Annotated in this window: 25 protein-coding genes and 1 pseudogene; 10 read left to right on the top strand and 16 right to left on the bottom strand. The window is 52.7% G+C overall.

Annotated features, from left to right (window positions below; translation table 11 throughout):
• Positions 1-154 precede the first annotated feature (154 nt).
• Together KTE_RS33000 and KTE_RS32995 are read right to left on the bottom strand one after the other, a co-directional pair.
• Positions 155-997 (bottom strand): SGNH/GDSL hydrolase family protein, encoded by an 843-nt coding sequence (locus tag KTE_RS33000; RefSeq protein WP_201389123.1) that lies wholly within the window; start codon positions 995-997, stop codon positions 155-157.
• Between the two features lie 114 nt (positions 998-1111).
• Positions 1112-2575, bottom strand: coding sequence for a cytosine permease (locus tag KTE_RS32995; RefSeq protein WP_201389121.1), 1464 nt, complete (start codon positions 2573-2575; stop codon positions 1112-1114).
• 299 nt (positions 2576-2874) lie between these two features.
• Between KTE_RS32995 and KTE_RS32990 the strand changes: the two genes are divergently transcribed.
• Positions 2875-3237, top strand: a complete 363-nt coding sequence (locus KTE_RS32990; RefSeq protein ID WP_201389119.1) for a helix-turn-helix domain-containing protein — start codon at positions 2875-2877, stop codon at positions 3235-3237.
• On the opposite strand, the pseudogene KTE_RS49930 reads toward KTE_RS32990, so the two are convergent.
• From KTE_RS49930 to KTE_RS32980, 3 genes and pseudogenes are all read right to left on the bottom strand, one after another.
• Positions 3179-3664, bottom strand: a pseudogene (locus KTE_RS49930) (G1 family glutamic endopeptidase); the annotation flags it as partial. The gene KTE_RS32990 and the pseudogene KTE_RS49930 sit on opposite strands and share 59 nt — an antisense overlap.
• A 237-nt stretch (positions 3665-3901) precedes the next feature.
• Complete coding sequence (locus KTE_RS32985) at positions 3902-4783, bottom strand: R2-like ligand-binding oxidase (protein WP_201389117.1); 882 nt, start codon at positions 4781-4783, stop codon at positions 3902-3904.
• A 230-nt stretch (positions 4784-5013) separates the two neighbouring features.
• Positions 5014-5544, bottom strand: coding sequence for a DUF3592 domain-containing protein (locus KTE_RS32980; RefSeq protein ID WP_201389115.1), 531 nt, complete (start codon positions 5542-5544; stop codon positions 5014-5016).
• 242 nt (positions 5545-5786) lie between these two features.
• Between KTE_RS32980 and KTE_RS32975 the strand changes: the two genes are divergently transcribed.
• The gene (locus KTE_RS32975) at positions 5787-7595 is read left to right on the top strand and encodes a tetratricopeptide repeat protein (RefSeq protein ID WP_201389113.1); all 1809 of its coding nucleotides are present in this window, start codon (positions 5787-5789) and stop codon (positions 7593-7595) included.
• 58 nt (positions 7596-7653) lie between these two features.
• Here KTE_RS32975 and KTE_RS32970 read toward each other — a convergent pair whose 3' ends face one another.
• Positions 7654-8058, bottom strand: coding sequence for an ester cyclase (locus tag KTE_RS32970; RefSeq protein WP_201389111.1), 405 nt, complete (start codon positions 8056-8058; stop codon positions 7654-7656).
• Between the two features lie 155 nt (positions 8059-8213).
• Between KTE_RS32970 and KTE_RS32965 the strand changes: the two genes are divergently transcribed.
• From KTE_RS32965 to KTE_RS32955, 3 genes are all read left to right on the top strand, one after another.
• On the top strand, positions 8214-8681 hold the full coding sequence (locus tag KTE_RS32965; protein ID WP_201389109.1) for a MarR family winged helix-turn-helix transcriptional regulator: 468 nt from the start codon (positions 8214-8216) through the stop codon (positions 8679-8681).
• A gap of 123 nt (positions 8682-8804) precedes the next feature.
• Entirely contained in the window at positions 8805-9419 is a 615-nt protein-coding gene (locus KTE_RS32960; protein WP_201389107.1) for a TetR/AcrR family transcriptional regulator, read from the top strand.
• Positions 9416-10663: a cytochrome P450 gene (locus KTE_RS32955; protein WP_201389105.1), complete on the top strand. Its 1248-nt coding sequence runs from the start codon at positions 9416-9418 to the stop codon at positions 10661-10663. Before KTE_RS32960 ends, KTE_RS32955 begins: the two co-directional genes overlap by 4 nt.
• On the opposite strand, the gene KTE_RS32950 is transcribed toward KTE_RS32955, so the two are convergent.
• The 4 genes from KTE_RS32950 to KTE_RS49925 all read right to left on the bottom strand — a co-directional run bounded on the left by KTE_RS32950 (position 10637) and on the right by KTE_RS49925 (position 13545).
• Positions 10637-11611 (bottom strand): phosphotransferase enzyme family protein, encoded by a 975-nt coding sequence (locus KTE_RS32950; RefSeq protein ID WP_201389103.1) that lies wholly within the window; start codon positions 11609-11611, stop codon positions 10637-10639. The two genes, KTE_RS32955 and KTE_RS32950, sit on opposite strands and share 27 nt — an antisense overlap.
• 30 nt (positions 11612-11641) lie before the next feature.
• Positions 11642-12253: a TetR/AcrR family transcriptional regulator gene (locus tag KTE_RS32945; protein ID WP_201389101.1), complete on the bottom strand. Its 612-nt coding sequence runs from the start codon at positions 12251-12253 to the stop codon at positions 11642-11644.
• A 162-nt stretch (positions 12254-12415) separates the two neighbouring features.
• The gene (locus tag KTE_RS32940; protein ID WP_201389099.1) at positions 12416-13024 is read right to left on the bottom strand and encodes a GrpB family protein; all 609 of its coding nucleotides are present in this window, start codon (positions 13022-13024) and stop codon (positions 12416-12418) included.
• Between the two features lie 74 nt (positions 13025-13098).
• Positions 13099-13545, bottom strand: a complete 447-nt coding sequence (locus tag KTE_RS49925) for a DUF3592 domain-containing protein (protein WP_201389097.1) — start codon at positions 13543-13545, stop codon at positions 13099-13101.
• Positions 13546-13945: 400 nt separating this feature from the next.
• Here KTE_RS49925 and KTE_RS32930 point away from each other — a divergent pair, with 400 nt between their 5' ends.
• From KTE_RS32930 to KTE_RS32920, 3 genes are all read left to right on the top strand, one after another.
• Positions 13946-14833 carry a cyclase family protein gene (locus KTE_RS32930; protein WP_201389095.1) on the top strand — a complete coding sequence of 296 codons (888 nt, stop codon included), beginning with the start codon at positions 13946-13948 and terminating at the stop codon, positions 14831-14833.
• 232 nt (positions 14834-15065) lie between these two features.
• Positions 15066-16217, top strand: a complete 1152-nt coding sequence (locus KTE_RS32925) for an epoxide hydrolase family protein (protein ID WP_201389093.1) — start codon at positions 15066-15068, stop codon at positions 16215-16217.
• A gap of 165 nt (positions 16218-16382) precedes the next feature.
• Positions 16383-17165 (top strand): hypothetical protein, encoded by a 783-nt coding sequence (locus KTE_RS32920; protein WP_201389091.1) that lies wholly within the window; start codon positions 16383-16385, stop codon positions 17163-17165.
• Between the two features lie 68 nt (positions 17166-17233).
• Here the strand turns inward: KTE_RS32920 and KTE_RS32915 are convergent, their stop codons facing one another.
• The 6 genes from KTE_RS32915 to KTE_RS32890 all read right to left on the bottom strand — a co-directional run bounded on the left by KTE_RS32915 (position 17234) and on the right by KTE_RS32890 (position 22518).
• Positions 17234-18040, bottom strand: a complete 807-nt coding sequence (locus KTE_RS32915) for a MerR family transcriptional regulator (protein WP_201389089.1) — start codon at positions 18038-18040, stop codon at positions 17234-17236.
• 158 nt (positions 18041-18198) lie between these two features.
• A complete protein-coding gene (locus KTE_RS32910; protein ID WP_201389087.1) occupies positions 18199-18693 on the bottom strand; it encodes a DinB family protein in 495 nt (164 codons plus the stop codon).
• Positions 18694-19050: 357 nt separating this feature from the next.
• Positions 19051-20619 (bottom strand): NAD(P)/FAD-dependent oxidoreductase, encoded by a 1569-nt coding sequence (locus tag KTE_RS32905; RefSeq protein ID WP_201389085.1) that lies wholly within the window; start codon positions 20617-20619, stop codon positions 19051-19053.
• 83 nt (positions 20620-20702) lie between these two features.
• Positions 20703-21125, bottom strand: coding sequence for a nitroreductase family deazaflavin-dependent oxidoreductase (locus KTE_RS32900; RefSeq protein ID WP_201389083.1), 423 nt, complete (start codon positions 21123-21125; stop codon positions 20703-20705).
• 35 nt (positions 21126-21160) lie between these two features.
• Positions 21161-21787 (bottom strand): TetR/AcrR family transcriptional regulator, encoded by a 627-nt coding sequence (locus KTE_RS32895; RefSeq protein WP_201389074.1) that lies wholly within the window; start codon positions 21785-21787, stop codon positions 21161-21163.
• A gap of 113 nt (positions 21788-21900) precedes the next feature.
• A complete protein-coding gene (locus tag KTE_RS32890) occupies positions 21901-22518 on the bottom strand; it encodes a TetR family transcriptional regulator (RefSeq protein WP_236600768.1) in 618 nt (205 codons plus the stop codon).
• Positions 22519-22845: 327 nt separating this feature from the next.
• Between KTE_RS32890 and KTE_RS32885 the strand changes: the two genes are divergently transcribed.
• Positions 22846-23778, top strand: coding sequence for an aminoglycoside phosphotransferase family protein (locus KTE_RS32885; RefSeq protein WP_201389071.1), 933 nt, complete (start codon positions 22846-22848; stop codon positions 23776-23778).
• Positions 23779-24194: 416 nt separating this feature from the next.
• Positions 24195-25145, top strand: a complete 951-nt coding sequence (locus KTE_RS32880; RefSeq protein WP_201389069.1) for a GNAT family N-acetyltransferase — start codon at positions 24195-24197, stop codon at positions 25143-25145.
• Positions 25146-25529 lie beyond the last annotated feature (384 nt).

Below are 25529 nucleotides of genomic sequence, written 5' to 3'. Positions count from 1 at the left end.
AAGCGTAAGCTATATATTATTTATAAGCACAACTATTTGTAATCATCCAGGAACCTGACCTTGTAAAATGAGCCGGGTTCAGCATAGGCTTTTTTTTCTCTAATAGAAGAGATTTCTCCCATGCCGAGCAACATGGAAGAAATCACCCTTATACTTACGCGAAGTGCTTGACCAGGTCAGTCACAAGAGCTCGGAGGATGCGCTTATTCCCTTTCAGACTTGGATGCAAGCCGTCCCAGGAGACCAGTTCAGAATCGGCAGGCTGGCCAAAAAGCTCCCAGAGATTGACGGCAGGATCAGGCTGCTTGAGCACGGCTTCGGCTACACGCGCGGAATCTTCGTTGTAGAACATGATCTGACCAAGCTGAAAGAAGGGGAAGGCGGCAATCTTCTCCTCGATCAGCGAGGTAGGCGTCATCCAGATCCACTTCGCGCTTGTCTGGCTGGCGGCGAAGTGACGCAGCATGACCAGGTTCTTCTCCGTCTCTTCAGGACTTACCAGGGGCTTAGTTGGAGAGACACCATGTCTGCGCCCATCGTTGGAGCTGATGTGGCAGATAATCCAATCGGGCCGTTCATTGACCACGGCGCTAAAACGGGCAATCTCATGCGTGCTTGTATCCCCGCTGACACCCGCGTTGACAAAGCGAACACCATCCTGGGGGCGTCGAAGGGCGAAGACGGCGCGCAGGATTTCGAGCCAGGATTGCAGATCATCGGTTGTACTGGAGCCAAAGCCAACCACCTTAGCACCAGGAGCAAAGGGAAGCTGGTCCACAAGCGCGGCAAAGTCCGCGTCAGCCAGTAACTCCTCGGCCGCCTGGCGCACACGAGCCTGGAAACCCTGGCGGATCTCGTTATATGTCGCGACATCGATCCCAAACATGCTGGCAACCATGGCATCATTTATGCCAGGGAATTGAGCTAGAACCTTCTCTGGATGAGTCAGTTGAATCCAATATTCAAGCATCTGGCGCTGAGAAATAGAATTGGTCATACGAAATTGCTCCCTTTATTTACTTCAATCTGTGATTTGACAGTGATTTTGTCCTGGGTAGTGACACATAAGCCGTCTAGGCTTGTCGTTGACCTATCTTCCACTGGACACATTCTACGAAGAAATCCCAGTAGGTTCCTCTTGCACGTTTTCACCAGCCATCTTTTGTGCTACGAAGAGTGGCCTGAGCACGAGATAGAGGATCGCGCTCACTGACGCGCCAAACAGATAGCCCAGGCTGGTGCTGGCAAAAATACCTTTTGCCAGAGGACCTGTAAAGAAAGACGAGGCGGTAAAGAGCAGGCCTATCACCACACCGATCAGCCAGGCAACACAAGCAGGGATATTGAAGCCGAAAGTGTAGTAATAAGCGCTCTCACGACTTGTATCGCTTAGGCTCTTTAGATCATAGCTACGTCGCCAGATCATATCGATCAGGAAGATCGCCGCCCAGGTTGTCAAACCAGCCGCTAGCAGGAGCAGGAAGCTGTAGAGCGCATTCGAAAAGGTACTAAAGAAGGTTACAGCGATGGAACCAGCAATCATTACAACGCCATCGATCAGCACAGCATACTGGCGTTTCACACGGATACCCATAGCAAGCAAATTCAGACCAGACGAATAGATATCGAGCGCAGCTCCTGCCAGGAGGCCGCCGACGGCTGTCAACAGGTAAGGAACAGCTAGCCAGACTGGCAGTGTCTCACGAATTGTTTCTAGAGAACCCGCAGAGGTCGATGCCTCGGTTTTGAACGAGGCCAGGAGTACACCAACAACCATGAGTATATAGAGCGGCAACGTACCACCAAGCATTGTCCAGAGAGTGATAGCACTCCCGGAGCTCTTACGTGGCAGGTAGCGTGCGTAGTCTGCACCAGAGTTAATCCAGCCAATGCCCGTAGCAGCCATAACAATCACAAAAGCAGTAACCACCCCCGTATCCCATGGTCCGGGAGGCTGACTCAGCAGCCTGCCCCAATTCGTCTGAGGCACAATAAACGCGATGATAATGATGGTCAGGATGCCAAAAATCCAGGTTGCGGCGCGCTGCATCCAGACGAGGGTCGCGTGTCCCCAGTAGCCACAGGCCACAACAGCGGCTGAGAGGACGATAATGCTCACAACAGTCCATACAGGATTTACGGAGATACCAAAAATGGTCAGCAACTCCGTGAGCGCTCCTGCGGAAGCAATGACCAGGAGCGTTTCCCATCCGACCAGGCTGATCCAGCTCACCAGCGTTGGACCGATGTTGCCCCGTGTCCCAAAGGTAGCTCGCGAAAGGGTGAGCATCGGGGCTCCACCCAGGACACCAGAAATACTCAAGATACCAACGAAGAGAAACGAAACAGCCGTAGCGATCAACCCCACGATAAGGCTTTGCCAGAGGTTCAGACCATTACCGGTCAGATACCCTGCTCCGTAGACAATCCCTAGGATACTAATGTTACTGGCACACCAGATCCAGAATAACTCAGAGGGTTTCCCATGACGCTGCTCCTGATCAATGGGGTTGATGCCATTCACCTCAATCGACCAGACCTGATCGCTCTCAGGCTGCTGTACTGTGTTACTCATACAACACCTTTCACTCTTTATGAGCCAATAGTCTCACTGAGAAACAAGAGAACTCGCTTTCCACTTTTGAGCTGAGTCGCATCACGCAGCAATGAGCCCAAATAGCATCGGAGATGTGATGTTGGAAAGAGGCTGGCCATGAAACCACTCGCGCAAACAGCGATGATGGCGACCTTTCCCAAAGTGCAAGCAGAGAGGCATTTTATTCTATTCAAAAACATGATATATTTTGAGTGCTACGAAATTCGTAGCACTCAAAATATATCACTTCGGAAATTGAAGCGCAAGGAGCATGAGGAATGGCTACACCAAAACCGGGAAAACCCGTTCGTGGATCGCAAACCGGTCGCCCCATCATGGCCCTGCTTGACTTGCTTGGTCGACGGTGGACTCTTCGTATTCTGTGGGAATTGCGGGAAGAAAGCTTTGGTTTCCGAGCGCTTCAAGGCCGTTGTGACTCCATGTCTCCCAGTGTGCTGAGCCAACGGCTCATGGAATTACAGGAAGCAGGGATTGTTCAGCAGAATGAGGCTTCCAATTATATGTTGACGCGAGAGGGTACCACACTTTTGCAGTTTCTTGTTCCTCTCAATGATTGGGCGCTCAGCTGGGCTGAACGCGAACGCTCACAGCAAGAAGGGATGGAAGGAGAATCGTGGTAATGAAGTCCTTGTTCGGGATAGGGTAATCCGTCGTGTTCGTGATAGACCCCACTGTTGCTAAAAGGTTGCCACTCGTGTTCTCCATTTCATAGTAGTCATGGGACCAGCTCTGGATACCTTTTATAGTGCTGCTTGTACCGATATAGCAGCTAGGGAGTTTTTCCGTGCCAAAGTTGGCCAGTACAGCAAAATTGCCATTCACTGTCGGGCGCTCACCAATGCATTCCCCAGTCGCGCTATCAGAGAAGTAGCTGCTGTTATATGTAGTGTAAGAGTTATAGCTACCAACTGTCTCATTTTCTATATAGAAATAGTCGTAGCCATCATTACTGTCGTTCGACGAGATATACACATATATTTCATCGCCGGTGTTCAAACGTGAAAGTGGCAGATCTTGTTCAGCATTACGGGGCGCAACCTCCCACCAGGATTGATTAAATTGACCTGTGAGCGCTCACCTCCATCCGCCTATTTACATAGTCGTACTGGCAGCCTTTTTGTGACATTTTCGAGAAAGAGGGAAGACACAGAGACTATGGCTGGTGGCTGCTTGGGAAGAGGGTATGGAAGAGGAGTGGAGGCGCAATGAACGTGTTCATTGCGCCTCCACTCCTGACAACTCAACAAAGGAGGATACAAGTAGCCGCGTACGCCAGTAGCGGACTCAGGAAACCGGCGTCTCCTCAATATCAGAGGACTGATAGACCTGCTCAAGGGTCTGGTTGCGGGCGCGAGCAATGCGAGCCAGGCGCTTCTCAAACTGTTGGCGCGCGTAGTCACGCACGGCTTCGGGAGTGCCATTCTGCTGCTGATCGCTCTGGATGGCGCTAAAGAGTTCGTTCATGCGATCCTCGACGACGGGCCAGAGGGACTTGTCCTGGGCCACCAGGCGCGAGATCAGAAAGACCCCGTAGGCGATGTGCCGCGACTCATCGCGCTTGATATACTGGATACCCTGTTGCAAGCCAGGCATGATATTGTTCTGAGTAAGCAGGCGGAAGAAGCTGAAATAACCTGTCTCGGCAAGCACACCCTCAACAATCATGTTGTAGAGCACTGAGGCGCGTGCCTGGTTCACTGGCGAGGGATCGGTGAGCAACAGGTTCATCTCGCGTGGCAGGTCGTCGGAGAAGAGGTCGCGGGTATTGTTTGCAGTGCGCACACCATGCAAATCACCCTCGGCCTGCATGACCTCGTCGAGGATGCGGCGAAAGAACTCAGTGTGCTTCCCCTCCTCCCAGAGAAAGGTCGTGAGAAAGAGTTCCTCTTCCAGGCGCCCCTCGCGCGCCACAGTCATGATCAGAGGCAGGAGATCCAGGGTTACAGCCTCCTCGCCTGCCTGAAAACTAAGAATCAAGTTGCGCAGCCGTGTCCTGGGATCCTCCGCCAACTGCTGCCAGTCCAGGCAGTCCTGGCTTAGATCAATATCGCGAGGATCCCAGGTTCCCAGCTTTTTGGCCTTGTGGTAGAGCCGCATGGGAAGAATGTCATGCCGCAAACCACGGCTGCTTAGCGTAGTATAGGTTCGACGGGGCATCGTTGCCATAGGAGCCAACTCCTTCTCTTGCTTCTTGCTTCTTGCTAAAAACAGACTGTTTCAGACTGTTTCGCATATGGGTTCATCAATCACTATAGCAAGTGTAGTTTTCAGCTAAACAAAAATCAAGTAGGCTCAAGACGCGCGCTATTTTAAAGTTGCCTGGACTGGCTGCCTGAGAACCGTTCGCATCTTTTCGGGCGCGGTTTTGCGTGGATCAGTCATGCCCGTGGGCTACGTTAGTAGCGTGCTTCGCCTCCTGAGTAAGGAGGATAAGGAGGAGTATAGGGCGAGTTATAGTACGCAACCTGCCGACGTCGACGTAGAGCAACAACGATGGCTATCACAAAAAGAATGATAGCCACCAGCACCATGACTCCACCGATGGCGCCAAAGATGAGCGGGAGAAGCCAGAGTGCAATGAAAGAACTGATGCGCGCATCATGTGGATGCGCGGGATGATAGCTGACAGGAACCTCGTCGCCTTCATTCATGGAACTACTTGAGAAATTAGAGGTAAACTGTATCACCTCTCCCTGCTGCGTACGAAAGCGCACGACTGGCTCACAGGTTGATGACATAAGCTGTGCATTTATCTGTGAGTCATATTGCATGTTACAGGCAATAATCGAGCCCTGTGTCGTCACAGCGCCTTGCATAAAATCCACTGATGATGTATAGAAGAAAAACGCGATTATCGCGAATGGTAAACCAACGAGCAGAAAGATGCCTCCGACCAGGCCGAAGGCAAAAGTGGCAGCACGCCTCATATCCAGGTTCCCTCCAGGAGCAATGCGAATATCTTCGACTAAAGGTAGTCCTATGAGATAAACACATGTATAACTGCTTGCGCATAAGCTAAATAAAAGGCATATCTATTATCATAACACAAAGTCTGTAAAAAAGATGTGCTTATATGTTATTCTTTTAGTAGATTCAAGCACCTGGCATTTCTCTTGGTATTTCAATTGATGGCGCAAGTAAAGCGCTATGCATGGAGGGCAAAATTCGCATGGATCCCATTCACAATGAGGAACAGCAACCCCAGCCGCAACATCAAGACGAGCAGAATCTGGCGGGCGACAAACAGGCCGATACACCCGATAAAGACGTTGTTCTCCCTGAACAGCAGGAAGCGTTATTTCCAATCAATCAGGACGAGGATACCGCTCCCAGGCCCAAACGCCCTATAGAAGACCATCCAACCTTTCAAGAATATGGATCATCAACGCCTGCAGCCGCAGAGTCCGATGGAGAAAGTACACAGGTCGCGTGGCAGGAGGCGCCCTACGGGCCAACACCCCAACCAGCGCCACCGCCACAGACACCCCAGGTTCAGCCCGTTCCAGGGCCGTATGATCCCTACAATAGCCAGCCTTCCTGGCCAAATTATCCTTCACAAGCAAACACGGTCCCAACAAATCCATACAACCCATATGCCAACCAGCCAGGCGTTAGCTCAGGCGTAAACTACGCGGCCACTTCTGGCATGAACTATCCTCCAGTTGCGCCCGCACCAACCCCTAAGCCACCCAAACAGCCAGGAAAGCTGGCTCGCCCTCTGCCACTCTGGGGGGTTCTGGGAGGCCTGGGCTTGCTAATCGTCCTCTTCGTGGTTCTGCACCTCACGGGAAGCGATTGGGCCGCGGGATCAGCCCATGCCAGTGGCGCGGCGCTGCTACTGGGCCTTCTACTGCTGATCGCCCTCGCCATTCGTATGGGGGATGGGATGGGTTCCATCCTCAACAAGACACGTGTGCGCCAGGCCATAACTTCTGCCATTATCATCGTTGTACTCTTCATCTACTCGGGCGTGGCCTTCAGCATTCAGCCCTCTCTGCACATCGCGCAGGCCCATAGCCTGGAGAATCAGCAGCAGTGGCAGCCTGCTATCGATGAGTATACCCAGGGAGGCGAGCAGGCTCCTGATGGTGCTGACCTGGCCCGGACCTATACCTCCTGGGGCCTGGCTCTAAATACATCACAACACTATAACGAGGCGTTGACCAAATTTGCTACGGTCATCAAACAGTTTACCGCTAGCTCGGCCCAGGGTGAAGTGCATCGCGCCCAGGTGGGAGATATTGCGGCGCGCCTCGGCCTGAGTCGCCAGAGCCTGGACGCCAAAGATTACGATGGAGCAACGAAGAGTCTCGATACAGTTCTGGGGCTTCCTTACTGCGATAACACCTGCCAGACCCAGGCCAGCACCCTCGATGCCACAGCCTACTACAATATTGGAGAAGGGAAGCTACAGACGCAAGATTATGAGTCAGCGGTCAACGCCTTCGATAAGGTACTCACTAAATTCTCCAGTGCCCCTGAAGCCGGGCAGTTACATGGCGACATGGCAAAGGCTCTGCTGGGAATGGGAAAACAGGAACGCTCCTCATCCTGCTCCAGCGCTATCCCAACCTATCAACGCCTGGCCAAGGAATATGGTGATACCAACGAGGGCAAGTCAGCGCAAAAGGATTTGAACGCGCCCCAGGACATCACGGGACACTTTACCAATATCGAAACCGACGTCCCCTTTAATCAGATCGGGCTGACGACAGGTCTGAAGGGTGGAATGGGAAAGGACGAGCTCTTCGCCAAATGGGATGGCTCAAAGAAAACAAATATCCAGGACAATGGAAACTTTGCCTTTCATGGCATTTCCCAGGGTAGCTACGACCTGATATGGTACGCCAACAATGGCTCCTATGAATATGTCGAATTCATCTATCACCAGGTATCACAGGAACCAACCTATGTAGCGGAAGTCGGTCCCCTCTGTCCCGTGAACATGGGGAATGTCACCAACGTTCACACAGTGTAGAACAATAAAACATGCATATTTTCCTGGTGAAGCGCATGTGCTTCACCAGGAAAATATGTTATTTATCTGCGCCGATCTGGCGGAACAGCGCCGGTAGGTCTAGCAAGCCCCGGTGCGAAACGATCTTACCATTGACGACTTTGAAGAAGCGGTAACGGCCAACTTCAAACTTTTTGCCTGACGCTGGTATACCGCGAAATGGTCCAGAATGTGTTCCGCAGAACGTCTCACAAACCGCGACAGTATCGCCTTCGTCAACAATTTCTTCAATAATAGTCTTATGATCAGGAAACGCCTCATTTACAATTGCCAATAAACGCTCAAGTCCCTCACGGTTGCGTGGCTCAGATGAATAATCGTAATAGGTTGGATCAAGGATCTCATCGAGCACACCAGGCTTATTTTCGTTCCAGACTTCGGTGACGAAACGTTTAATGACATCCTTATTAGTGCTATTAGACATCTTACCCCCTGTAGTTATCAGTAAAAATGTTCTCAGAAAAGAGAAACTGCCGTATAATAGTCAAGTAGTTTGACTACTTGCGCAGTATACAACACCAATCAAATATAGTCAAGCTGCTTGACTATATTTGATTAATAAAAAGGGAATTGACGACGATGGAATTTGCACCCAATTACGAACTGACGCCTCTACTGATGCTTGGCTCTCGGACGGTAATTGACGACTTACATAGACATATGGCCGCGCTTGGCTATGACGATGTGCGACCTGCCCACGGCTTTGCATTCCAGCGGCTCGCACCGTATGGCGCAACAGGTAACGAGTTGGCCGAGTTTCTGGATATCACCAAACAGGCGGCCAGCGAAATGATCGATTACCTGGAGAAGCGGGGCTACGTTACGCGCCAGCCCAATCCAGCCGATAAACGCGGCAAGATCGTAACTCTCACAGAACGGGGCTGGGGCTGCATCCGTGAGACAGAGGCCTTTCTCACACGCCTGGAGGCGCAGTGGGCAGAGATTATTGGCCCCAGGCGCATGGCAGAGCTACGTGCTGACCTGCGCCAGCTTATCATGGCAGCCAATGGAGGCATCTTGCCACATAAGTTCCGCCCGGTATGGTAAAGGAATAACTGTAATACGCAATATTGGCGGCAAAAAGCCTTGACAGGATAGTGAAATTTATGGCATCCTCTGAATGAGTGCTCATTCATTACTCTGAGCATCCATTCACCAAAGGTAAATTGTATGAAGGACTCCATTCAGGAGCAGCTCATTGTCGCGCGTCGCAACCAGATCCTTGACGCGGCCACAAAGGTATTTGCCCGAAAGGGGTTTCACCCCACAACGATCCGGGATATCGCTCGCGAGGCTGGTATCGCGGACGGCACCATCTATAACTACTTTGAGAATAAAACCGCGCTGATGCTAGGCATCCTGGATCGGCTGAATGAATCTGACCGGAGGAATGAAGACTTCGCGAAATTTACTGAGGGCGACTTTCGCAGCTTCACGAAGGCCTACTTCCGCCACAGGCTCACAGCACTCAAAGCAGATAACTTCGAGATCTTCAGGGTTGTCATTTCGGAGATTCTGGTCAATCAGGAGCTAAGAGAGCTTTACTATCGGAAGATTATTGAGCCAACATTTACTATGGCCGAAACGTACTTTCAGCAGTGGGCAGAACAACACATAGTCAAGTCAACCAATATGCGTCTCGCCATGCGCGCCATATCGGGCATGGTGCTTGGCCTGATCATAGAATATCTTATGGGAGACACGACCCTGGAAACAGCCTGGGATGAGCTACCAGACGTGCTCACTGATATGATCATGGATGGATTAAGGAGCGAGAAGCCATGACGAAGAAACAAACGCTACCAGCAACCGCGTCCACAACTTCTATCGCACCCGTCGACATTACCAGCGCCAAATTCAAGGCCAATCCCTTTTCCTTTTATGCCCAACTTCGCGCCGAGGCACCAGTTTTCCCGGTAACCCTCCCTACGAAACAGCGCGCCTGGCTGGTGACGCGCTATGACGATGTGCTCAGTGTCTTGAAGGATAAGCGCTTCGCCAAGGACCGCCGCAATGCGATGACACCTGAGCAACTAAAAAAGGCTCCCTGGGTTCCACCCATGTTCAAGCCACTTGAGCGCAACATGCTCGACCTCGACAGCCCGGACCATACCAGGCTGCGTGCCCTCGTACACAAAGCCTTTACACCACGCCTGGTTGAACAGATGCGTGAGCAGGTGCAGGTCCTGGCCAATGAATTGCTGGACAAAGTAGAGCCAAAGGGCAGTATGGACTTGATCGCCGATTTCGCGCTGCCACTGCCACTCACGGTCATCGGGCGTATCCTCGGGGTGCCAGTTCAAGATAACCATAAGTTCCATCGCTGGACCAAAACCCTCATTTCAGGAGGCACCAACCGCAACCTTTTCGTGCTCATTCCTAGCATCATGGGCTTTATGGCGTACTTAAAGAAGCTCATCAAAGAGCGACGTACCCGTCCTCAAGATGATCTCATCACGGCGCTCGTGCAGGCCAAGGAGGGCAGCGATCAACTCAGTGAAGATGAAGTTCTAGCCATGATCATCCTCCTGCTCATCGCGGGCCATGAGACCACCGTCAACCTGATTGGCAGCGGAACACTCGCCCTACTGGAGCATCCCGATCAGCTGGCGAAATTACGGAACGAGCCAACACTCATCAAGCCTGCCATTGAGGAGCTGCTACGCTTTGTCTGTCCGGTTGAAACAGCTACCGAGCGCTATGCCAGCGAAGACATCACGATTGAGGGTGTCACCATTCCACGTGGGGAGCTGGTCCTGGCGGCGATTGGCTCAGCCAACCGGGACGCAGACTACTTTGATGATCCCGACACACTGGACATCACCCGCGAGAACAATAAGCACCTGGCCTTTGGCCAGGGTGTGCATTACTGCCTCGGTGCTCCCCTATCCCGGCTTGAAGGGCAAATTGCTATCAGTACCCTGATCCAGCGCATGCCTGATCTCCGGCTCAGCATCGCACCTGAGCAGGTCCGCTGGCGCGGCAGCTTTGTACTGCGCGGATTAGAGGCGCTCCCAGTCTCGTTCTAACAAGATAGCCTCAAATAACCGGGCGGCACCGATCTTCGTCTCGTCGTCGAGGTCAGCTCTGAAAAGCACCTGCGACGCGCACTCAATCAGGTCCTGAATAACGCGCTCAAGGCGATAGTACTTGAGCGCGCGCCAATCAAGCGCTACTTCGCCATAGCCCTGAAAAAAGGGCGCGGGCGGATCGGCTGCCTGGGCTTCACCCACAAAAATAAAATCGCGCTCTCTGGGAGCCAGCATGATATCATCCCAATCGATGATAAATACTTCTCCGTCTGAAGTGCGTATAATATTGGCGGTATGCAGGTCCGCGTGACAGATAACCAGTGGTCCGGCCTGTTGCCGCAGGTGGTCCGCCAGCGTTTCCATGGAGTCCATCACGGCATGAATCGTGGCTTGATACGCCATCAAATTCCTATAAAGAGATTGCTCAAACGCTCTATCACCCACGAATTGTGCTAGCCTGGCCTCAATTGTCTGCATACCACGACGGTACGCCACCGGGTCGAAGGCCTCTTTACGTAACCCCTGGAAGCTCTCGGCTGGCGGCTTGACATGGTGAATTTGCTTAAATGCAGCTCCCAGGCTACGCCAGTACGTATCATCCATACTAGGATTCCAGCTGCTATCACCATCGATAAAGGGATAGAGCACAAGCGTCCACTTGTCGACCGTGACCCACAAGGCCTGTTCTCTCGTAGGCAGGGGAGCGACCACGGATGTGACTCCCTGGTCCCTGAGATAACGCGGGACACGGCACGCTGGCTCGTAGAACTGTCCCTGCCTGGCTTTCAGCAGATAGGCACCTCCCTGCTCACTCACCACGCGATACACCCTGGCGTTCACATCGAGCCCCTGCGACAGCAGCTCAAATGTGGCGGCATTGAGAGCATACTGCTCCTCTAAACAGTGGTGTAGGCTCTCATCTGAAAGACCTGGCTCCTTACTCATATATCTCGCATCCCTTCTATCTAGTGAGAGTCATTCTTTTACAGGGTTCTCGGGCTTGAGCATACGCCAGAAGATCTCCGCAGCGGGGAAGTGCTCGATGTATTCTTCTGGATAATACTCAGCCCAGTGGGTAAGGCCATCAAGACACGCGTAGATAGCTCTCAGTAATTGATCTGGATCGCCTGCCACGATCTCACCGCTCGCCTGCCCCTCGACGATGCCCTGCCTGATCACGCCACGTAAGGCATGCGCGCGCTTATGCGCGAGCTCCCGTAGCTCCTCCGGCGTGGCCTCAGAGTTGCGCATACGATCTAAGAGCTGGTGGTACTCGGGGTGGCGCCTGCTTTCTATAAGCCCTGTCAACAACACCCTCAAACGCTCTCCTGGCGTCTTCGTCTTATCCAGCTCCTGCACTATCGTTAAGGGGTTGGCTTGAAAGGCTTGCTCAGCTATTGTGTGCAGAATTATATCCTTGCTCGTGAAGTAACGATAGGCCAGTCCATGGCTGACCGAGGCCTCTGTGGCGATATCGTCCATAGTTGCAGCCGGCCCCTTGCGCGCAAAGACGCGCCTGGCAGCCTCCAGAATATGGGTCCGTTGCTCATCACGCAGACGTTGTTTGGCTTCCTCTGATCGAGGCATAAGAGTGCCTCCTCCCTCTTTCCAATAATGACTGACTAAGTCAGTCATTATTATATACAGAAGAGAGAAGGGAGTCAAGTTTTTAGCGCAAAAGTTTGTGGCCTGTTTAGTGTAAAGTGGCCTGTTTAGTGTAAAAAGGACCTACATGTTAGCTGCCAGATCCTATGCCTCTTTAACAGCGCGGGCGAGAATTTCCTCGACGACCAATGTTTTGGCGTCGGCGTAGTTCTGCGTATACTTCCAGGTCTTACGCGCAAGCTCGCGCTTGGTATGCTCATATAGCAGTCGGTCAGCCTCATTGCGACGGATCCAATCACGGAAGAGGAGCATACGCTCAACCTCTGGGCAGCCAGGTGAGAAGACATGGAGGTTAACGGCTGGATTATCCCCTTTAAGCATACGGTGCTCGTGCCATTCTGGCTCGCGAATCCGTAACACATAGCCCGCGCCCTCCAGGGCCGAAACATAGGCGGCTTCATCCGCCGAGTTCGGCACTACCAGCAAGATATCTAAGATTGGCTTGGCGGCCAGTCCTGGCACCGAGGTCGAGCCGGCATGCTCCAGCAGCACAATTCGCTCGCCAAGCGCAGCCCTGATCTTCTCAGCCTCGCGCTCAAAGAGTTCAGGCCATGCTGGATCATAGTCTGCAATTGTCACAGATCCATTCAGAGGCTTGCTTTCTCCCACAGTTACTGCTTGCAATTGTTCCTCAGTAGTTATTCTACCAACTGCCTCTGGAGCTTTAGCATATGTATTATCAATTTCAGACATAGTATCCCCTTTCACTGCCAAATGTATATTGCATCAGATCTTCTTCTTTCTTCGATGAGATGCAGAGAACAACACTAGCGAGAAAATAGAGAGAACATTGGAGTCCATACCACAAGCGCGGCCACGCCTCCAAAAAATACACAGATACATGGCAGAAGCCAGCGTGCCCCAAAGGTATTGATATACGCATTCGTTGGATGCATGGGATCATAAAGCACAGGTACGTGATCGCCGACCTTGTGAGATGGTGGCCTGGAGCCGTAGCGCGATACAAAAATGATCTCTTCCTCACCTTGTTCCATATCTACATACTGAAAACGTACGACTGGATAATAAACCCCTCCACCCTTTCCACCCATTCTCCAACGCAAGTCAATGACCTCTCCTTCTGTCGCGGCAGAGTGCCTACCAAACCACATCTGTTTCACCGCCATTATAAGACCAGTCAGGATAAAAAGGGGAGGTATAGTGTATAAACAATTCTGCGATAAGAAAGTTAGAACGTCAGGTGGATAAGACATAGCTTGTACCGCCTTACTATCGCTCAATTTGGAGGCCGCATGCTTTTTATTACCGCCTCCCTATACTCACGCAATCATTCACGCAGAACAATCACCCAATAGCAAGGCGACAAGACATACAATTTAATACAAAACATTTAAGTTCATGTTATCATCTTTTTCGATATTTTTCATCAATAACTTTTCATTGACAGGCTCACATACCTCTCTTAAACTATGGTTATATTTCTCTTCGTAAAAAAGGACACAGGCTCTCTCATGGACGAAACTTCATAAGCGGTTAAGGGATAATGGGAACCGGTTGGCTTCGCCAGCTAGGTTCCCATTATCCCTTAAAGCAGGCGAACCACGAAGTGGTGAGTAGTTCTGAGTAGAAGATACCTGGCAAGGAAAGAGCTTTATGGATAAACGTGTTCAATTTGATTTCGAAATCGAGTTTACCAATGGCGGCGGCATCCAGGGACAGGACTTCCGCCTAGATATCGCGGGCGATGATATAAGCGACCAGGAACTCGCTGACTACCTTGTTAGCGATATGCGCCTACTCATGGCGGGAAAGGTCAAGATTCTTAATAAAACCATTCTCATAGAACAGCACAAACGCACTCCCATCAATATCCAGACCGGGACAGAGAGGCTGGTTGACCTAAGTCATACTATTGAACATGGCCTGGTCACCTATAAAGGTCTGCCTGCTCCCATTATCTGCGATTATTTGAGCCGCGAGGAATCCCAAAAGCAGTATGCCAGCGGGACTCAGTTTCAGATTGGTAAGATCGAAATGGTGACCAACACCGGCACCTATCTGGATTGCCCTTTTCACCGCTATGAGCATGGAAAGGACCTCTCGGAAGTCGGTGTAGAGAGGCTCGCGGACCTGGAAGGTATTGTTATCCGCGTCGATCATAGAGAGACATTTGCCATCAATGCCGACTTCTTTCGCGGCAAAGAACTCCGAGAGCGAGCCGTGCTGGTGCATACCGGCTGGGACAACTACTGGAATACAGAACAGTATTTTGAGCATCATCCCCACCTGACGGAAGATGCCGCGCTGTATCTCATCGAGTGTGGGGTCAAGCTGGTTGGCATCGACTCCGTAAATATCGATGATACCAGGGGCGGCGAGCGGCCCGTGCATACCCAGCTCCTGGGGGCCGAGGTCCTGATCGTTGAGCACCTGTGCAATCTCCAGCAGCTGCCGGATGAAGGCTTTACCTTTAGCGCCCTTCCGCCAAAATTCAAAGGGGCCGGAACCTTCCCAGTAAGAGCACTGGCCAGGCTACGTTAACCAATAGCAGTTGTAGGATCCGAGCTAGCTTGGATCCCGAGCGAAGCGACTTCTCCCACTCCAGGGTGTCGGCCTGCGGACCTCGGAGTCCATGCCAGCATGGACCCTACCAAGCATCATTTGGGAAAATTGCAGAAACAAGGGTCGATTCTGTCCTCGTTCAGCGGTATACTCTCTTTGTAAGCAGCAAATGTGAAAGCAGAAGTGATTGCATAGAAGGAGCACTACCTATATGAGCATCCAGACATTTAAGATTGCCATCCCCCAGGCTGTTCTCGACGACCTTCAGGAGCGCCTGGCGCGCACGCGCTGGCCGGATGAAGTGGAGGGGGCTGGCTGGGACTATGGCACAAATCTGGCTTATCTCAAGGAACTGGTAGACTACTGGCGGAACGAATACGATTGGCGAGCACATGAGGCAAAACTCAATAGCTTCGCGCAGTTTCGGACGGAAATAGATGGGTTGGGCATCCACTTCATTCATGAGCGTGGCAAGGGACCCAACCCGATCCCCTTGCTTCTGACGCATGGCTGGCCCGATTCCTTTTATCGCTTCCATAAGATCATTCCTCTGCTGACCGATCCCGCAAGCCATGGGGGCGATCCCGCCGATGCTTTCGACGTGATTGTTCCTTCGCTGCCAGGATTTGGCTTCTCCGACCGTCCGCGCAAGTCAGGGATGACCAAAGCTCAAACCGCTGAGCTGTGGGCTAGCTTAATGAAAAGCGTTCTTGGCTATAATCAATATATGGCCGCTGGTGGAGATTTTGGCAGTGGGATCACACAGACACTGGCGCTCGCCCATCCGGAGGCTGTCGCTGGCATCCATGTTACTGATCTCGGTTTCTACAACCTGCATACAGATCAGCAAGAACTTACCCCGGCTGAGAAGCAATATCTGGGTGCTCAACAGGGATGGTTCTTCCGCGAGGGCGCGTACGGCATGATCCAGGGCACGAAGCCCCAGACCCTGGCCTATGGCTTAAATGATTCCCCAGTAGGTTTAGCAGGCTGGATTGTAGAGAAGTTCCGCGCGTGGAGCGATTGTGATGGAAATGTCGAACACAGCTTCAGCAAAGACGAGCTGCTCACCAATATTATGATCTACTGGGTAACGCAAACCATCAATTCCTCGTTTGCCTACTACAGAGATATGAACACACCAGCGCTACAACCGGGACAGCATATTGAGGTGCCAGCAGCCTTCGCCCGCTTCCCCAGGGATATTCCCGGAGTGAATCCTCCCCGCGAACTCGCCGAACGCCACCTGCGCATTCAACACTGGACACAGATGCCACGAGGCGGTCACTTTGCAGCGCTAGAAGAGCCAGAATTGCTGGCGGAAGACTTACGCGCATCCTTCCGTCCCTTCCGCGAAGCATAAGATGAAGTCAGTGTATACAATAGAGGGCTGGCGAATCCAGCCCTCTATTGTATACACTGACTTCAGGGGAGTCATGTAGTGGGGAGGGCTTGTATATCAAGAGTGCGGCTCATCCGTGATTATAAACAGGCGGCAACATATATATCATCACGGAAAGGGCCATATATGCAACAGACAAATGCTCCCTCATCCTTTATGCCAGTGCGTAGGAAACGCGGCATCGCTCCTACAAGCGGCTTATCGTTAGCCATTCTTGGCGCCATCATTATCTTTGGCATCGGCATCATCAGCGGGTTCCATAACATCTCTGGCACCAGCGAGTTTGGGCAGGTCGCGACCTGGTTAATCCTCTTCGCCCTGTTTGGCCCCCCCCTGCTGGCTGGACTCGTGGGTACTCTACGCTCAGGACATCTGGGCACAGGCACACTCTCAGGCCTATGGAGCGGCTTTCTGGTTGGCCTCTGCCTGGCGATCTATATCATTATTCTCTACCTTACCAACGCGCCCACCCAGGTCTCACCAGAATCAGCCAGGCAGGCACAGGACGCCCTGGCCCAGCAGGGAGTCCAGGTCTCTATGCAGAGCATCCAGGCCAACGCTATGCGCCAGGTTGGTCTCACAGGCCTGGTCATCGCCGACGTGATTCTCGTTTTGCTCTGGCTGGGCATCGGTGCAGTGCTGGGAGTTATCGGAGGGGCCATTGGCAAGATCTTTGTGCGCCAGCCACGTGACTATGTCGTGCCCGCGGCAGCGGCGGCACCTTATTATGATGAGACTCCTCCCCAGGAACAGTATGTAGAGCCATCCCCCAACTATACCATGCCACCTGTTGAGGAACACCCTACCGAACCCGCTCCCCAGGAAGAGGCACACACCACTAAGGATTCCTATAATACCACCCCATCAGCCAGATCTTCACTCGATGAGGTGCCTCCCCAGGAGAGCTAGCCCGGTGCTATGTATGTACGTGCCTCCGTGTCAGTGGAGGCACGTACATACATAGCACTCACCTCATCCTATCTCCCAACCGGAAATTGAACCTCGACGACAGATGCATCCTGGTGCAGGCCTTGTAGGTAGATTTGGCGCGGCGGCCCTACGAGCCGGTAGCTGTTATCATCCAGCCAGCGATGAAGGACGGCAAAGGCCTGACCACTGGCAAGAACATCACCTGTGAAGACGGTGCAGGCCATCAAATGCTCGGGCAGCGTGTGGACGGTAATGTGCTCATTGCCGGGAAGGAGCTTGCGCAAAGGCGTGGAAAACTCTACATCCGCATATAGCCCGTCCTCACGCGCTTCATGGCGCGAGTACCAGAGCAGCATATCTGGACCAGAATGTGCTATCTCTTGCTGCTCCAGGTAGGACTGAAGGCGCGCCCGTGGCTCCACAAAGTTACTTCCAAGTGCTACGAGGCCTCGGGTAGAGGCCACAAGTAGCGAATCGACCTGTTTTAAACGTACTTCATAGTCTGGCATATTCTCCTCCTGTTCAATCTGGCGCAAGCGGGCGGCGATACGTGCCAGGCGGGCCTGCTCGGTATCAATAATCTGCTGCGTCTGGGCCTGCTTGAGCCTGAACATGCCATATAGCACCTCCAGGGGAAGTGACTCCTCTAGCAGTTGCGCGATCTGTTCCAGAGGAAAGCCCAGGTCTTTGAGGGCAAGGATACGGTTTAAGCGTGGAAGCTGGTCCAGTGAGTAGTAGCGATAGCTGGACTCGAGGTCCAGCGCCGAGGGCTTGAGCAGACCAAGCTGGTCGTAGTGGCGCAGCGTCGCGATGGACACCTGGCCTACGCGAGCGAACTCGCCGATTTTGAGCATACTCCTTGCTATCATTCTTCTTATTGAGAACCTCCAGCCAGAGCATACACTCTCAAGTAAGGTGAGAGTCAAGAGGAAATGGATACAAAGAAAGAGGGGGTGTTCGAGTATGCCCGAACACCCCCTCTTTCTTTGTTGGTTAGTCTCTTTCTTCGAGGCTAAAGATCGATTGCGGGGATCTGATGTACGCCTAGTGCGAAGGAGATTTCGCCTCCATGATGCATGTCATGCTCGATCAGGTGCCAGATGACCCACTGTCGCGTAAAGGTTTCCTCATCTTGAGTGTCCTCGTCAACATCGCGCAAAATCTCTTGCAGGTCGGCGGGCGTCCAGTGTTCGAGCGCATCTTGAAGCGCCTGCCAGGTTATCTCCAGACCCCTCACCAGTTCGGCAGCAGACCTTACAGGTTGAGTGGGACGATCCCACTCTCCAATGGTGCGAAGCTGCTCATCACCTATTTGTAACACATAGTAGGACCAGCGGGCACGAGCGCCAATAATGTGGCGCACAAGCGTGTCTATATCACGCAGGTGAGGCGCGACACGCAGGGCAAGCTGCTCAGAGGTGAGCGGGGCGATGGCTTTGATAAGGTGTTGCTGGTAGACATCCCAGCCCTGGTAGAAAGGTGCGAGCGTAGAAGGGTGCTCGATCATCTATGATTCTCCTCACATTTTCATAGCGTAGTTTGTTACGCACAATTAGCATGTACAATTGTGGACTGCTTGTTGTGAAAATGGAGGATGGTACACCTGGGGCATTCAGACAATAGGTTTGATGACCAGAATGAAAGGCAAGGTGTACAACCTCCACGAGATGTGAATGGTGTTCATACAATTCCCCTCCTTTCCTATTTGAAGAACGACGTTTCGTGCTAATAGGATAGCATAGTTTCCCTCTCAGTTTCAAGCCGCGCGAGGGAGTCTTCGCGCCTGCGGCGCTCAGAGAATAAATGATATGCATGGGCAACGGGCCGCAGATCCGTTGCCCATGCATATCATTTACCCAATCTTTCAGGTTGCAAGCGGAATATATTGTGGCAGCAGGTCGTAGTTTTGGCGGTCGAAGCGGCGCGTACGGCGGCGGAACTCAAAGGTGAAGCCGGGCCAGAGCGTGGTGTTGCGCCCTTTAGCATCCAGGTACCAGCTTACACAGCCGGAGGCCCAGACCGTCTTCTGCATCCGCTGCTGCACCTCGTCGTTGTAAGCAGACTCGACCTCGGGCCGGATCTCAACGACCTGCGCCTGCTTGCGCTCCATTGTTTTGAAACAGTCGAGCAGGTAGCTGAGCTGTGACTCGATCATGTAGACCATGGAGTTATGGCCCAGGCCTGTGTTGGGGCCAATCAGCAAGAAGAGGTTGGGGAAACCAGGAACAGCCGTACCCATATAGGCATGTATACTCTCGTTCCAGGCGTCAGCCAGCGTCTGACCACCGCGCCCACGCACACATTGAGGCAAACGTGCATCAGTGACATGGAAGCCGGTGCCGCAGATGATGACATCGACCTCGTGCTCCTGGCCATCCTCAGTGACCACGCTTCGGCTTCGGACCTCGCGGATATGCTCGGTGACAACCTCAACATTGGGCTGGGTGACCGCTGGATAGAAGTCGTCGGAGACCAGGATACGCTTGCAACCCATGGCGTAGTGAGGCGTGAGCTTCGCCCGCAGTTCTGGGTCGGCTACCTGCCGCGCCAGATGCTCGCGGGCAAACTGCATCCCCTTCTCCATCGCCTTCTGATTATAGACCATACCCAGGGCAGTCAATTCCTGGCGCAGATAGATGCGCGTGCGTACAAAGCGCTGCGTGAAGGGAAGGAGGCGATACAGACGCTTCTTCTCCTCCGAGATGGGATGATCCAGGCGCGGAACGATCCAGGGCGGTGTGCGCTGAAAGAGGACCAGGTGCGCGACCTTCGGCTGAATCTGGGGTACAAACTGAATGGCCGAGGCCCCAGTGCCAATTACAGCCACGCGCTTGCCTGTAAGATCCAGGTCGTGGCGCCACTTTGCTGAGTGGAAGATCTCACCCTCGAAGTTCTCAATGCCAGAGATATGTGGGAGGGCAGGCTCGCTGAGTGGACCATTGCCGAGAATGAGGATATCGGTAGTAAACTCGCGCTGCGAGGTCGTGATATGCCAGCGCTGCTCATCATCGCTCCACGAGGCATCGCGAAGCTCGTTGTTCCACCAGATATGTGGCAGAATGCCAAAACGCTGCGCGCAGTCGCACAAATACGCCTGAATCTCGCGCTGGGGCGAGTACATATGGCTCCAATTTGGGTTGAGAGCAAAGGAGAAGGAATATAGGTGCGAAGGGATATCGCAGGCACAGCCTGGATAGGTATTGTCGCGCCACGTCCCCCCAATATCCTCCGCTTTCTCCAACACAACAAAATCTTTGTACCCGCTCTGCTTCAACCGGATGGCCATGCCCAGTCCGGAGAAGCCCGTGCCAAGAATACAGATATGCACATGCCGGACCTCGCCGTCTGCCAACTGGTCCGGGACGTCTGTACGCTGCTGCTCATCGTCAGCATACTTCTTGCGAGCACCACTGCCCGCGAAAACCTGGAACATACTCGCTGCCTCCAAGCATCATTTGACTGCTCGTCAGATACATCTTGAAGAAGAGTATATCATATTACTGATTATGTATTACTTTATGATTTTACAACAGGAGCATTTGAAGTACCAGGCATAGAGGCAACCGACTTCATATAGATAAAATGTTGCTGGCCAGCCCGGCGTAAAACCATTTTGAAAAAACCAGGGAAGGCTGTCAGGGCGGTTTCGGTATCAAGCGTCTCCGGGTTCTCAAGCGTGTAGTGCTTTCTATGCCAGAACACAGTACAGCCTCCCGCGGCCTGCACATTGCGGTACCAATCTACCTTTGGACCATAGGTTAAGGCAATCACGAACCCCTCATTCAGCGGCCAGACCATAATCACTATCTCATAAGACTTTCCGCTTCGACGCCCAACATGCCTAAGAAGCGCGAAAGGGCCAAAGGGAAGGATCGCAAGCCCACGCAGGACGCGATTCGTGACATATTTGTTAAACACGCGTATCCGGTCAGGAAACATGGTATCCTCCTTGAGAAAAGTATCATAACTAACTTTTACGGCCTTAATGAACGCATAATAACCTCGATGACGGCGTTAGCGTGGTCGGATGACGAGTTCTGCGCCTCCTCACCCGCAAGCAAACGGTGCATTACGACATAAGTCAGCAGGCCACCAAGTAACGTGTACGCCACGGCATCTACATCGACATCCGCGATAATTTCTTGCGCTTTGGCAGCTCGTAGTTGCGCGGTAATAATACTGATACCTCGTTGGGTAACTGTCGAGAAAAACAGCGTGCCAAGCTGGGGGAAACGCGGCATCTCCGTAATAATCATGCGTATCAGGGGGAGATAGCCGGGCTGGCTGATAATAGCCAGTATCTCGTAAGCCAGCGTCGCCAGAACCTGGCGCAGCGATGCGAGATCATGAGGAGGTGGGAGAGTCTCAAGCTTCTCAGAGAAACGCGGCATCTCCATCGTCAGGTGACGCAGAACATCCACAAAAAGCGCCTCCTTGTTGGCATAGTGGCGATAGAAGGTCTCCTTTGAGGAGATTCCCGCCTCTGCCAGGATGCCTTCAATACTTGTTCCCTGGTAGCCCTGCTGAAGAAAGAGTTGGTGCGCGGCGGCGCGTAGCCGCTCCTGTGTCTTCTGAATACGTGTATTCTGTCTCTGCTCCATTATCGCTCCCTTGCAATCGTAACGTACGGTACGTTACGATTATGCCACAAAAGAATGTGGAAGTCAAGGGCCAAGGCCTATATTATTAGGAGCGATACGAGTGATCTTTTCGTCTAGGCATGGTGGGAAAGCGACGAGAAGTCGTCCAGGTACTCACGAAGCAAGGAAACCAGATCTCCCTGCGCTTCTTGCTCCAGCCACACCTCAAGAGCCACACGCAACGCTGTCATGTAGATGGCCACCAGGAAGCGAATCTCATGACGGTTTGGGACAGATTCCAGGCGGGAGCAAAGCGCCTCACAGATGGCTGGCTCTGTTTCCATCAGGGCATAGAGATAGACAGAAGCGATCGAGGGAGTCTGCACGGCCACCTGATAGCGGAGCAGAAAACTGGCACGCTGCTGCTGATACTGGCTGGCCAGGCATTCAAAGGTCGCCCTGAGTGCTGCGTGCGGTGACTCTGTTGGCGCAGCATGCTGCAGAAAGCGGAGACCATCGCTCAGGGCCGCGTGCATTGGCCCAAAGAGCACCTCCTCTTTAGACGCAAAATAGCGAAAAAAGGTGCGCGGTGACATCATCACCACCTCAGCAATGTCCTGGACGGAGGTGTGCTCATACCCCTGTTGCTGAAAGAGTCGGAGCGCCGCCTCCTCAATAGTGGCCTGAGCCAGACGTTTCTTGCGTTCACGCAAGCTCATCTGCTGTGATTCGTCATGTAGTGAGGATGCCATGCCATTCATTTCCATTTTTCTCTTATTGACTTTTGCTGTTCAGTGACATTACAATTCAAAATAGACACATATGACAACTGGAGACAGTATACACGTTGTGTTGGTTTCTTGAAATGACGATTTTTGAAGGATGGGGCTTCAGTTTTTTTGAGAAGCTCAAAGCGAACCTCAGTATGTGTGATTTGCCAGTGATTTTGTCCTCCTGATATGCTTTATGGTTCATATGACGTAGGCACACCTCGCTTCCACATGGTTCTCTCCGACAAAAAAGCCCCTGCTCTTCTCAGCCGGATGCATGCGATGTACTAGATACAAGGAGTCCTTTTGATGTTTGCCCTGCCTGAAGATTTTCTCCAGTTTATGCGCGATGTGTACGGCACAGAGGCGGCCAACGCCTGGTTTCAACGCCTCCCATCTTTTTTAGAGGAATGCGCGGAGCGCTGGCAACTGAAGCTCTTGCCTCCATTTGAGAACCTCTCTTTTCACTACGTGGCACCGGCTGTACGTGCGGATGGCACACCAGTTATCCTGAAGACGTGCGAGTTTTCCGATGAGTTTGAACATGGGCTGGCCGCGTTGCGTCTCTTCAATGGGCGAGGCATCGCTCGTCTCCTGGAGTTTGATGAGGAACAAAAGGTGATGGTGCTGGAGCGTTTGCAACCGGGAACCATGCTTGCGTCACTGGTGCCGGAGCAGGATGAGCAAGCCACATCCATTCTAGCCGGGGTCATGCGTCAACTCTGGCGACCGGCACCCACAGAGCATACCTTTCCGACGGTTGAGCAATTGGGGCAAGGATTGACGCAGCTCCGCGCACGCTATGCTGGTAGATATGGTCCGTTTCCGCCGCGCCTGGTTGATGAGGCGATGGATCTTTTCGTGACGTTAAGTGCTTCGGCTCCCCAGACCATGTTGCTACACGGCGATCTCCAGCACCACAATATCTTGCGTTCGGGTGATGCATGGCTGGCTATCGATCCCAAGGGCGTGGTTGGTGATCCTGGGTATGAAGTGGGAGCCTCGTTCTATAACCCTATGCCTCGCATCCTTGAGGTGCCCGACCTGGAGCGGATGCTGGCCCGGCGCGTCGCTCAACTGAGCGAGGAATTGGGCATGGAACGGGCGCGCATACGTGGCTGGGGACTGGCACAATGCGTGCTCAACGCGTGGTGGGGCGTAGTAGTGAATGATCGGTTGAGCATGAACCCGCCGCGTGGAATACTCAGATGCGCGGAAATCCTTTCTCGTCTCAAAGTTTGATGCTCGGCACCGTCTTGTCCGCGCTTCGCGTGCTCGTGCCGGGGTTTTATTTCCAATCATAGTATGGTATTATTCCTCTATGTGCTTCGATTTCTCAGAGCACATAGAGGCCTGAAAACTTTTTGATAGCAAAGGGCATTGATAGACATGGCTAAGGCGAAAGATCACCACCACTATGCATCCAACGCTTGCATAGTCGCCCAGGGCCTCACTATGTCCTTTTTCAGGTTGGTCATCTCCTGATTTACATAGTTGACTAATTTTGTCCGTGGGCGTCCCTCTCCACTACACGCTCGCGGCTTTTTGTTATCCGCCAGATCGACTCTTACCTCTCACGACAAAGCCTGCTCGCGCCGGGTGAAGACACGCCCTCAAAGCTACTCTAGAGTAGCAAGCATATAGAATGGAGTTTCTTTATGTCCAGTATCCTCCTTCCCCCAGGCTTTGTGACGCGCCCGGCAACACTTCAGGATGCCGAGGCTATCGCGGCCATCAACGTTGAAATCGAACTCGCCATGCTGGGCGTTAGCGAGAGCGCAGCTATTGATGTGCTGGAGTTCTGGCAGGACCGTGATGTCAACTTAGAGAGCGACACGCTGGCGGTGACGGCGCCCACAGGCGACTTCATTGGTTATACCAGTGTGGCCCGAACGAGACGCGGCATTATGCTCGACGCAAATACAGCCATACGCCTCTCCTATCAGCAGCAGCCTATCGGCGCCTATCTACTACAATTCGCTGAGGAGCGCGCACACACCCTGCTCGACGCTTACCCGGAGACGCCTCGCACCTTCTACACGTGGAGCTTTACCCGCGATATGTCTCACCTACTCACGCAAGCGGGCCTCAAGGTCGAATCCAGCGATTACCGTATGCGTATCCTCTTTGAAGAGCCGCCTACGGCCCCCCGTCCTATCGAGGGTGTTATCATTCGCCCCTTTATTCCAGGCCAGGAGGAGCGAGCCATTTATAATGTCGTTGCTGAGACCTTTCCCGATATCGATGGCGAGCCATATCGCCCCTATGCAGACTGGTACGAGGGTATGTTTGAGAAGAACTCTAGCGCCGACCCTTCTATGTTCTATGTCGCTATCTCCGATGGAGAAGTGGTTGGCGTCACGCTCTGCCGCATCTATCCCCAGGAACATAATGGACATGTCTCGCAGGTCGGAGTGCGCCGTCCCTGGCGCAAACGAGGCATTGCCCTCGCCCTGCTCTCTACAGCCTTTAATGAGTACTATCGTCGCGGTGTCCGCGAGGTCCTGCTCGACATGGACTCCACCAACCAGACGGGAGCCTGGAACCTCTACCATCGCGCCGGTATGCACGTTCGCTCCCAGGTCGATTTCATGACAAAGAGCATATAGAACAAGGTTGCATTCCTACATTTTCTCAGGGGTATGAGGTGTGGTGCTCATTGGCAGCCAGTGGCTGCCAATGAGCACCACACCTCATACCCAGGCGAGCACCACGGGCCCGTGGGATCAAGCCAACAATCTACTTATTGAGTTGGCTATATATTGAGAACAAATAGGTCATATGCCCCATCTATCTTTATCACTTTCCTACTACACTAAGGACAGACAACTTGTATAAAACTTTTCTTACTTGCAGGAGTGACATCATTATGTCCTGTCATACGTTCATATCTTCTAAAACAAACAGGCATCCAATTGTTCTCAGCAGCTTGTTGTTACTGGTTCTTTGTTTCTTCTTCGCGGGCTGTGGCTCGAAACCAACATTACAGGAGC

It is taken from the genome of Ktedonobacter sp. SOSP1-85 (assembly GCF_016587415.1).
Taxonomy (GTDB): domain Bacteria; phylum Chloroflexota; class Ktedonobacteria; order Ktedonobacterales; family Ktedonobacteraceae; genus Ktedonobacter.
This window is presented reverse-complemented; position numbering and strand designations above follow the sequence as displayed.

What these genes read in the sequence shown, in the direction of transcription:
- KTE_RS32955 (WP_201389105.1), top strand. Translation starts at nt 9,416, where the DNA reads ATGACGAAGAAACAAACGCTACCAGCAACCGCGTCCACAACTTCTATC.
- KTE_RS32940 (WP_201389099.1), bottom strand. Translation starts at nt 13,024, where the DNA reads ATGTCTGAAATTGATAATACATATGCTAAAGCTCCAGAGGCAGTTGGT.
- KTE_RS32900 (WP_201389083.1), bottom strand. Translation starts at nt 21,125, where the DNA reads ATGTTTCCTGACCGGATACGCGTGTTTAACAAATATGTCACGAATCGC.
- KTE_RS32895 (WP_201389074.1), bottom strand. Translation starts at nt 21,787, where the DNA reads ATGGAGCAGAGACAGAATACACGTATTCAGAAGACACAGGAGCGGCTA.
- KTE_RS32880 (WP_201389069.1), top strand. Translation starts at nt 24,195, where the DNA reads ATGTCCAGTATCCTCCTTCCCCCAGGCTTTGTGACGCGCCCGGCAACA.
- KTE_RS32980 (WP_201389115.1), bottom strand. Translation starts at nt 5,544, where the DNA reads ATGAGGCGTGCTGCCACTTTTGCCTTCGGCCTGGTCGGAGGCATCTTT.
- KTE_RS32890 (WP_236600768.1), bottom strand. Translation starts at nt 22,518, where the DNA reads ATGGCATCCTCACTACATGACGAATCACAGCAGATGAGCTTGCGTGAA.
- KTE_RS32975 (WP_201389113.1), top strand. Translation starts at nt 5,787, where the DNA reads ATGGATCCCATTCACAATGAGGAACAGCAACCCCAGCCGCAACATCAA.
- KTE_RS32920 (WP_201389091.1), top strand. Translation starts at nt 16,383, where the DNA reads ATGCAACAGACAAATGCTCCCTCATCCTTTATGCCAGTGCGTAGGAAA.
- KTE_RS32905 (WP_201389085.1), bottom strand. Translation starts at nt 20,619, where the DNA reads ATGTTCCAGGTTTTCGCGGGCAGTGGTGCTCGCAAGAAGTATGCTGAC.
- KTE_RS32990 (WP_201389119.1), top strand. Translation starts at nt 2,875, where the DNA reads ATGGCTACACCAAAACCGGGAAAACCCGTTCGTGGATCGCAAACCGGT.
- KTE_RS32915 (WP_201389089.1), bottom strand. Translation starts at nt 18,040, where the DNA reads ATGCTCAAAATCGGCGAGTTCGCTCGCGTAGGCCAGGTGTCCATCGCG.
- KTE_RS32885 (WP_201389071.1), top strand. Translation starts at nt 22,846, where the DNA reads ATGTTTGCCCTGCCTGAAGATTTTCTCCAGTTTATGCGCGATGTGTAC.
- KTE_RS32910 (WP_201389087.1), bottom strand. Translation starts at nt 18,693, where the DNA reads ATGATCGAGCACCCTTCTACGCTCGCACCTTTCTACCAGGGCTGGGAT.
- KTE_RS32985 (WP_201389117.1), bottom strand. Translation starts at nt 4,783, where the DNA reads ATGGCAACGATGCCCCGTCGAACCTATACTACGCTAAGCAGCCGTGGT.
- KTE_RS32950 (WP_201389103.1), bottom strand. Translation starts at nt 11,611, where the DNA reads ATGAGTAAGGAGCCAGGTCTTTCAGATGAGAGCCTACACCACTGTTTA.
- KTE_RS32930 (WP_201389095.1), top strand. Translation starts at nt 13,946, where the DNA reads ATGGATAAACGTGTTCAATTTGATTTCGAAATCGAGTTTACCAATGGC.
- KTE_RS32960 (WP_201389107.1), top strand. Translation starts at nt 8,805, where the DNA reads ATGAAGGACTCCATTCAGGAGCAGCTCATTGTCGCGCGTCGCAACCAG.
- KTE_RS32925 (WP_201389093.1), top strand. Translation starts at nt 15,066, where the DNA reads ATGAGCATCCAGACATTTAAGATTGCCATCCCCCAGGCTGTTCTCGAC.
- KTE_RS32965 (WP_201389109.1), top strand. Translation starts at nt 8,214, where the DNA reads ATGGAATTTGCACCCAATTACGAACTGACGCCTCTACTGATGCTTGGC.
- KTE_RS32970 (WP_201389111.1), bottom strand. Translation starts at nt 8,058, where the DNA reads ATGTCTAATAGCACTAATAAGGATGTCATTAAACGTTTCGTCACCGAA.
- KTE_RS32945 (WP_201389101.1), bottom strand. Translation starts at nt 12,253, where the DNA reads ATGCCTCGATCAGAGGAAGCCAAACAACGTCTGCGTGATGAGCAACGG.
- KTE_RS33000 (WP_201389123.1), bottom strand. Translation starts at nt 997, where the DNA reads ATGACCAATTCTATTTCTCAGCGCCAGATGCTTGAATATTGGATTCAA.
- KTE_RS49925 (WP_201389097.1), bottom strand. Translation starts at nt 13,545, where the DNA reads ATGTCTTATCCACCTGACGTTCTAACTTTCTTATCGCAGAATTGTTTA.
- KTE_RS32995 (WP_201389121.1), bottom strand. Translation starts at nt 2,575, where the DNA reads ATGAGTAACACAGTACAGCAGCCTGAGAGCGATCAGGTCTGGTCGATT.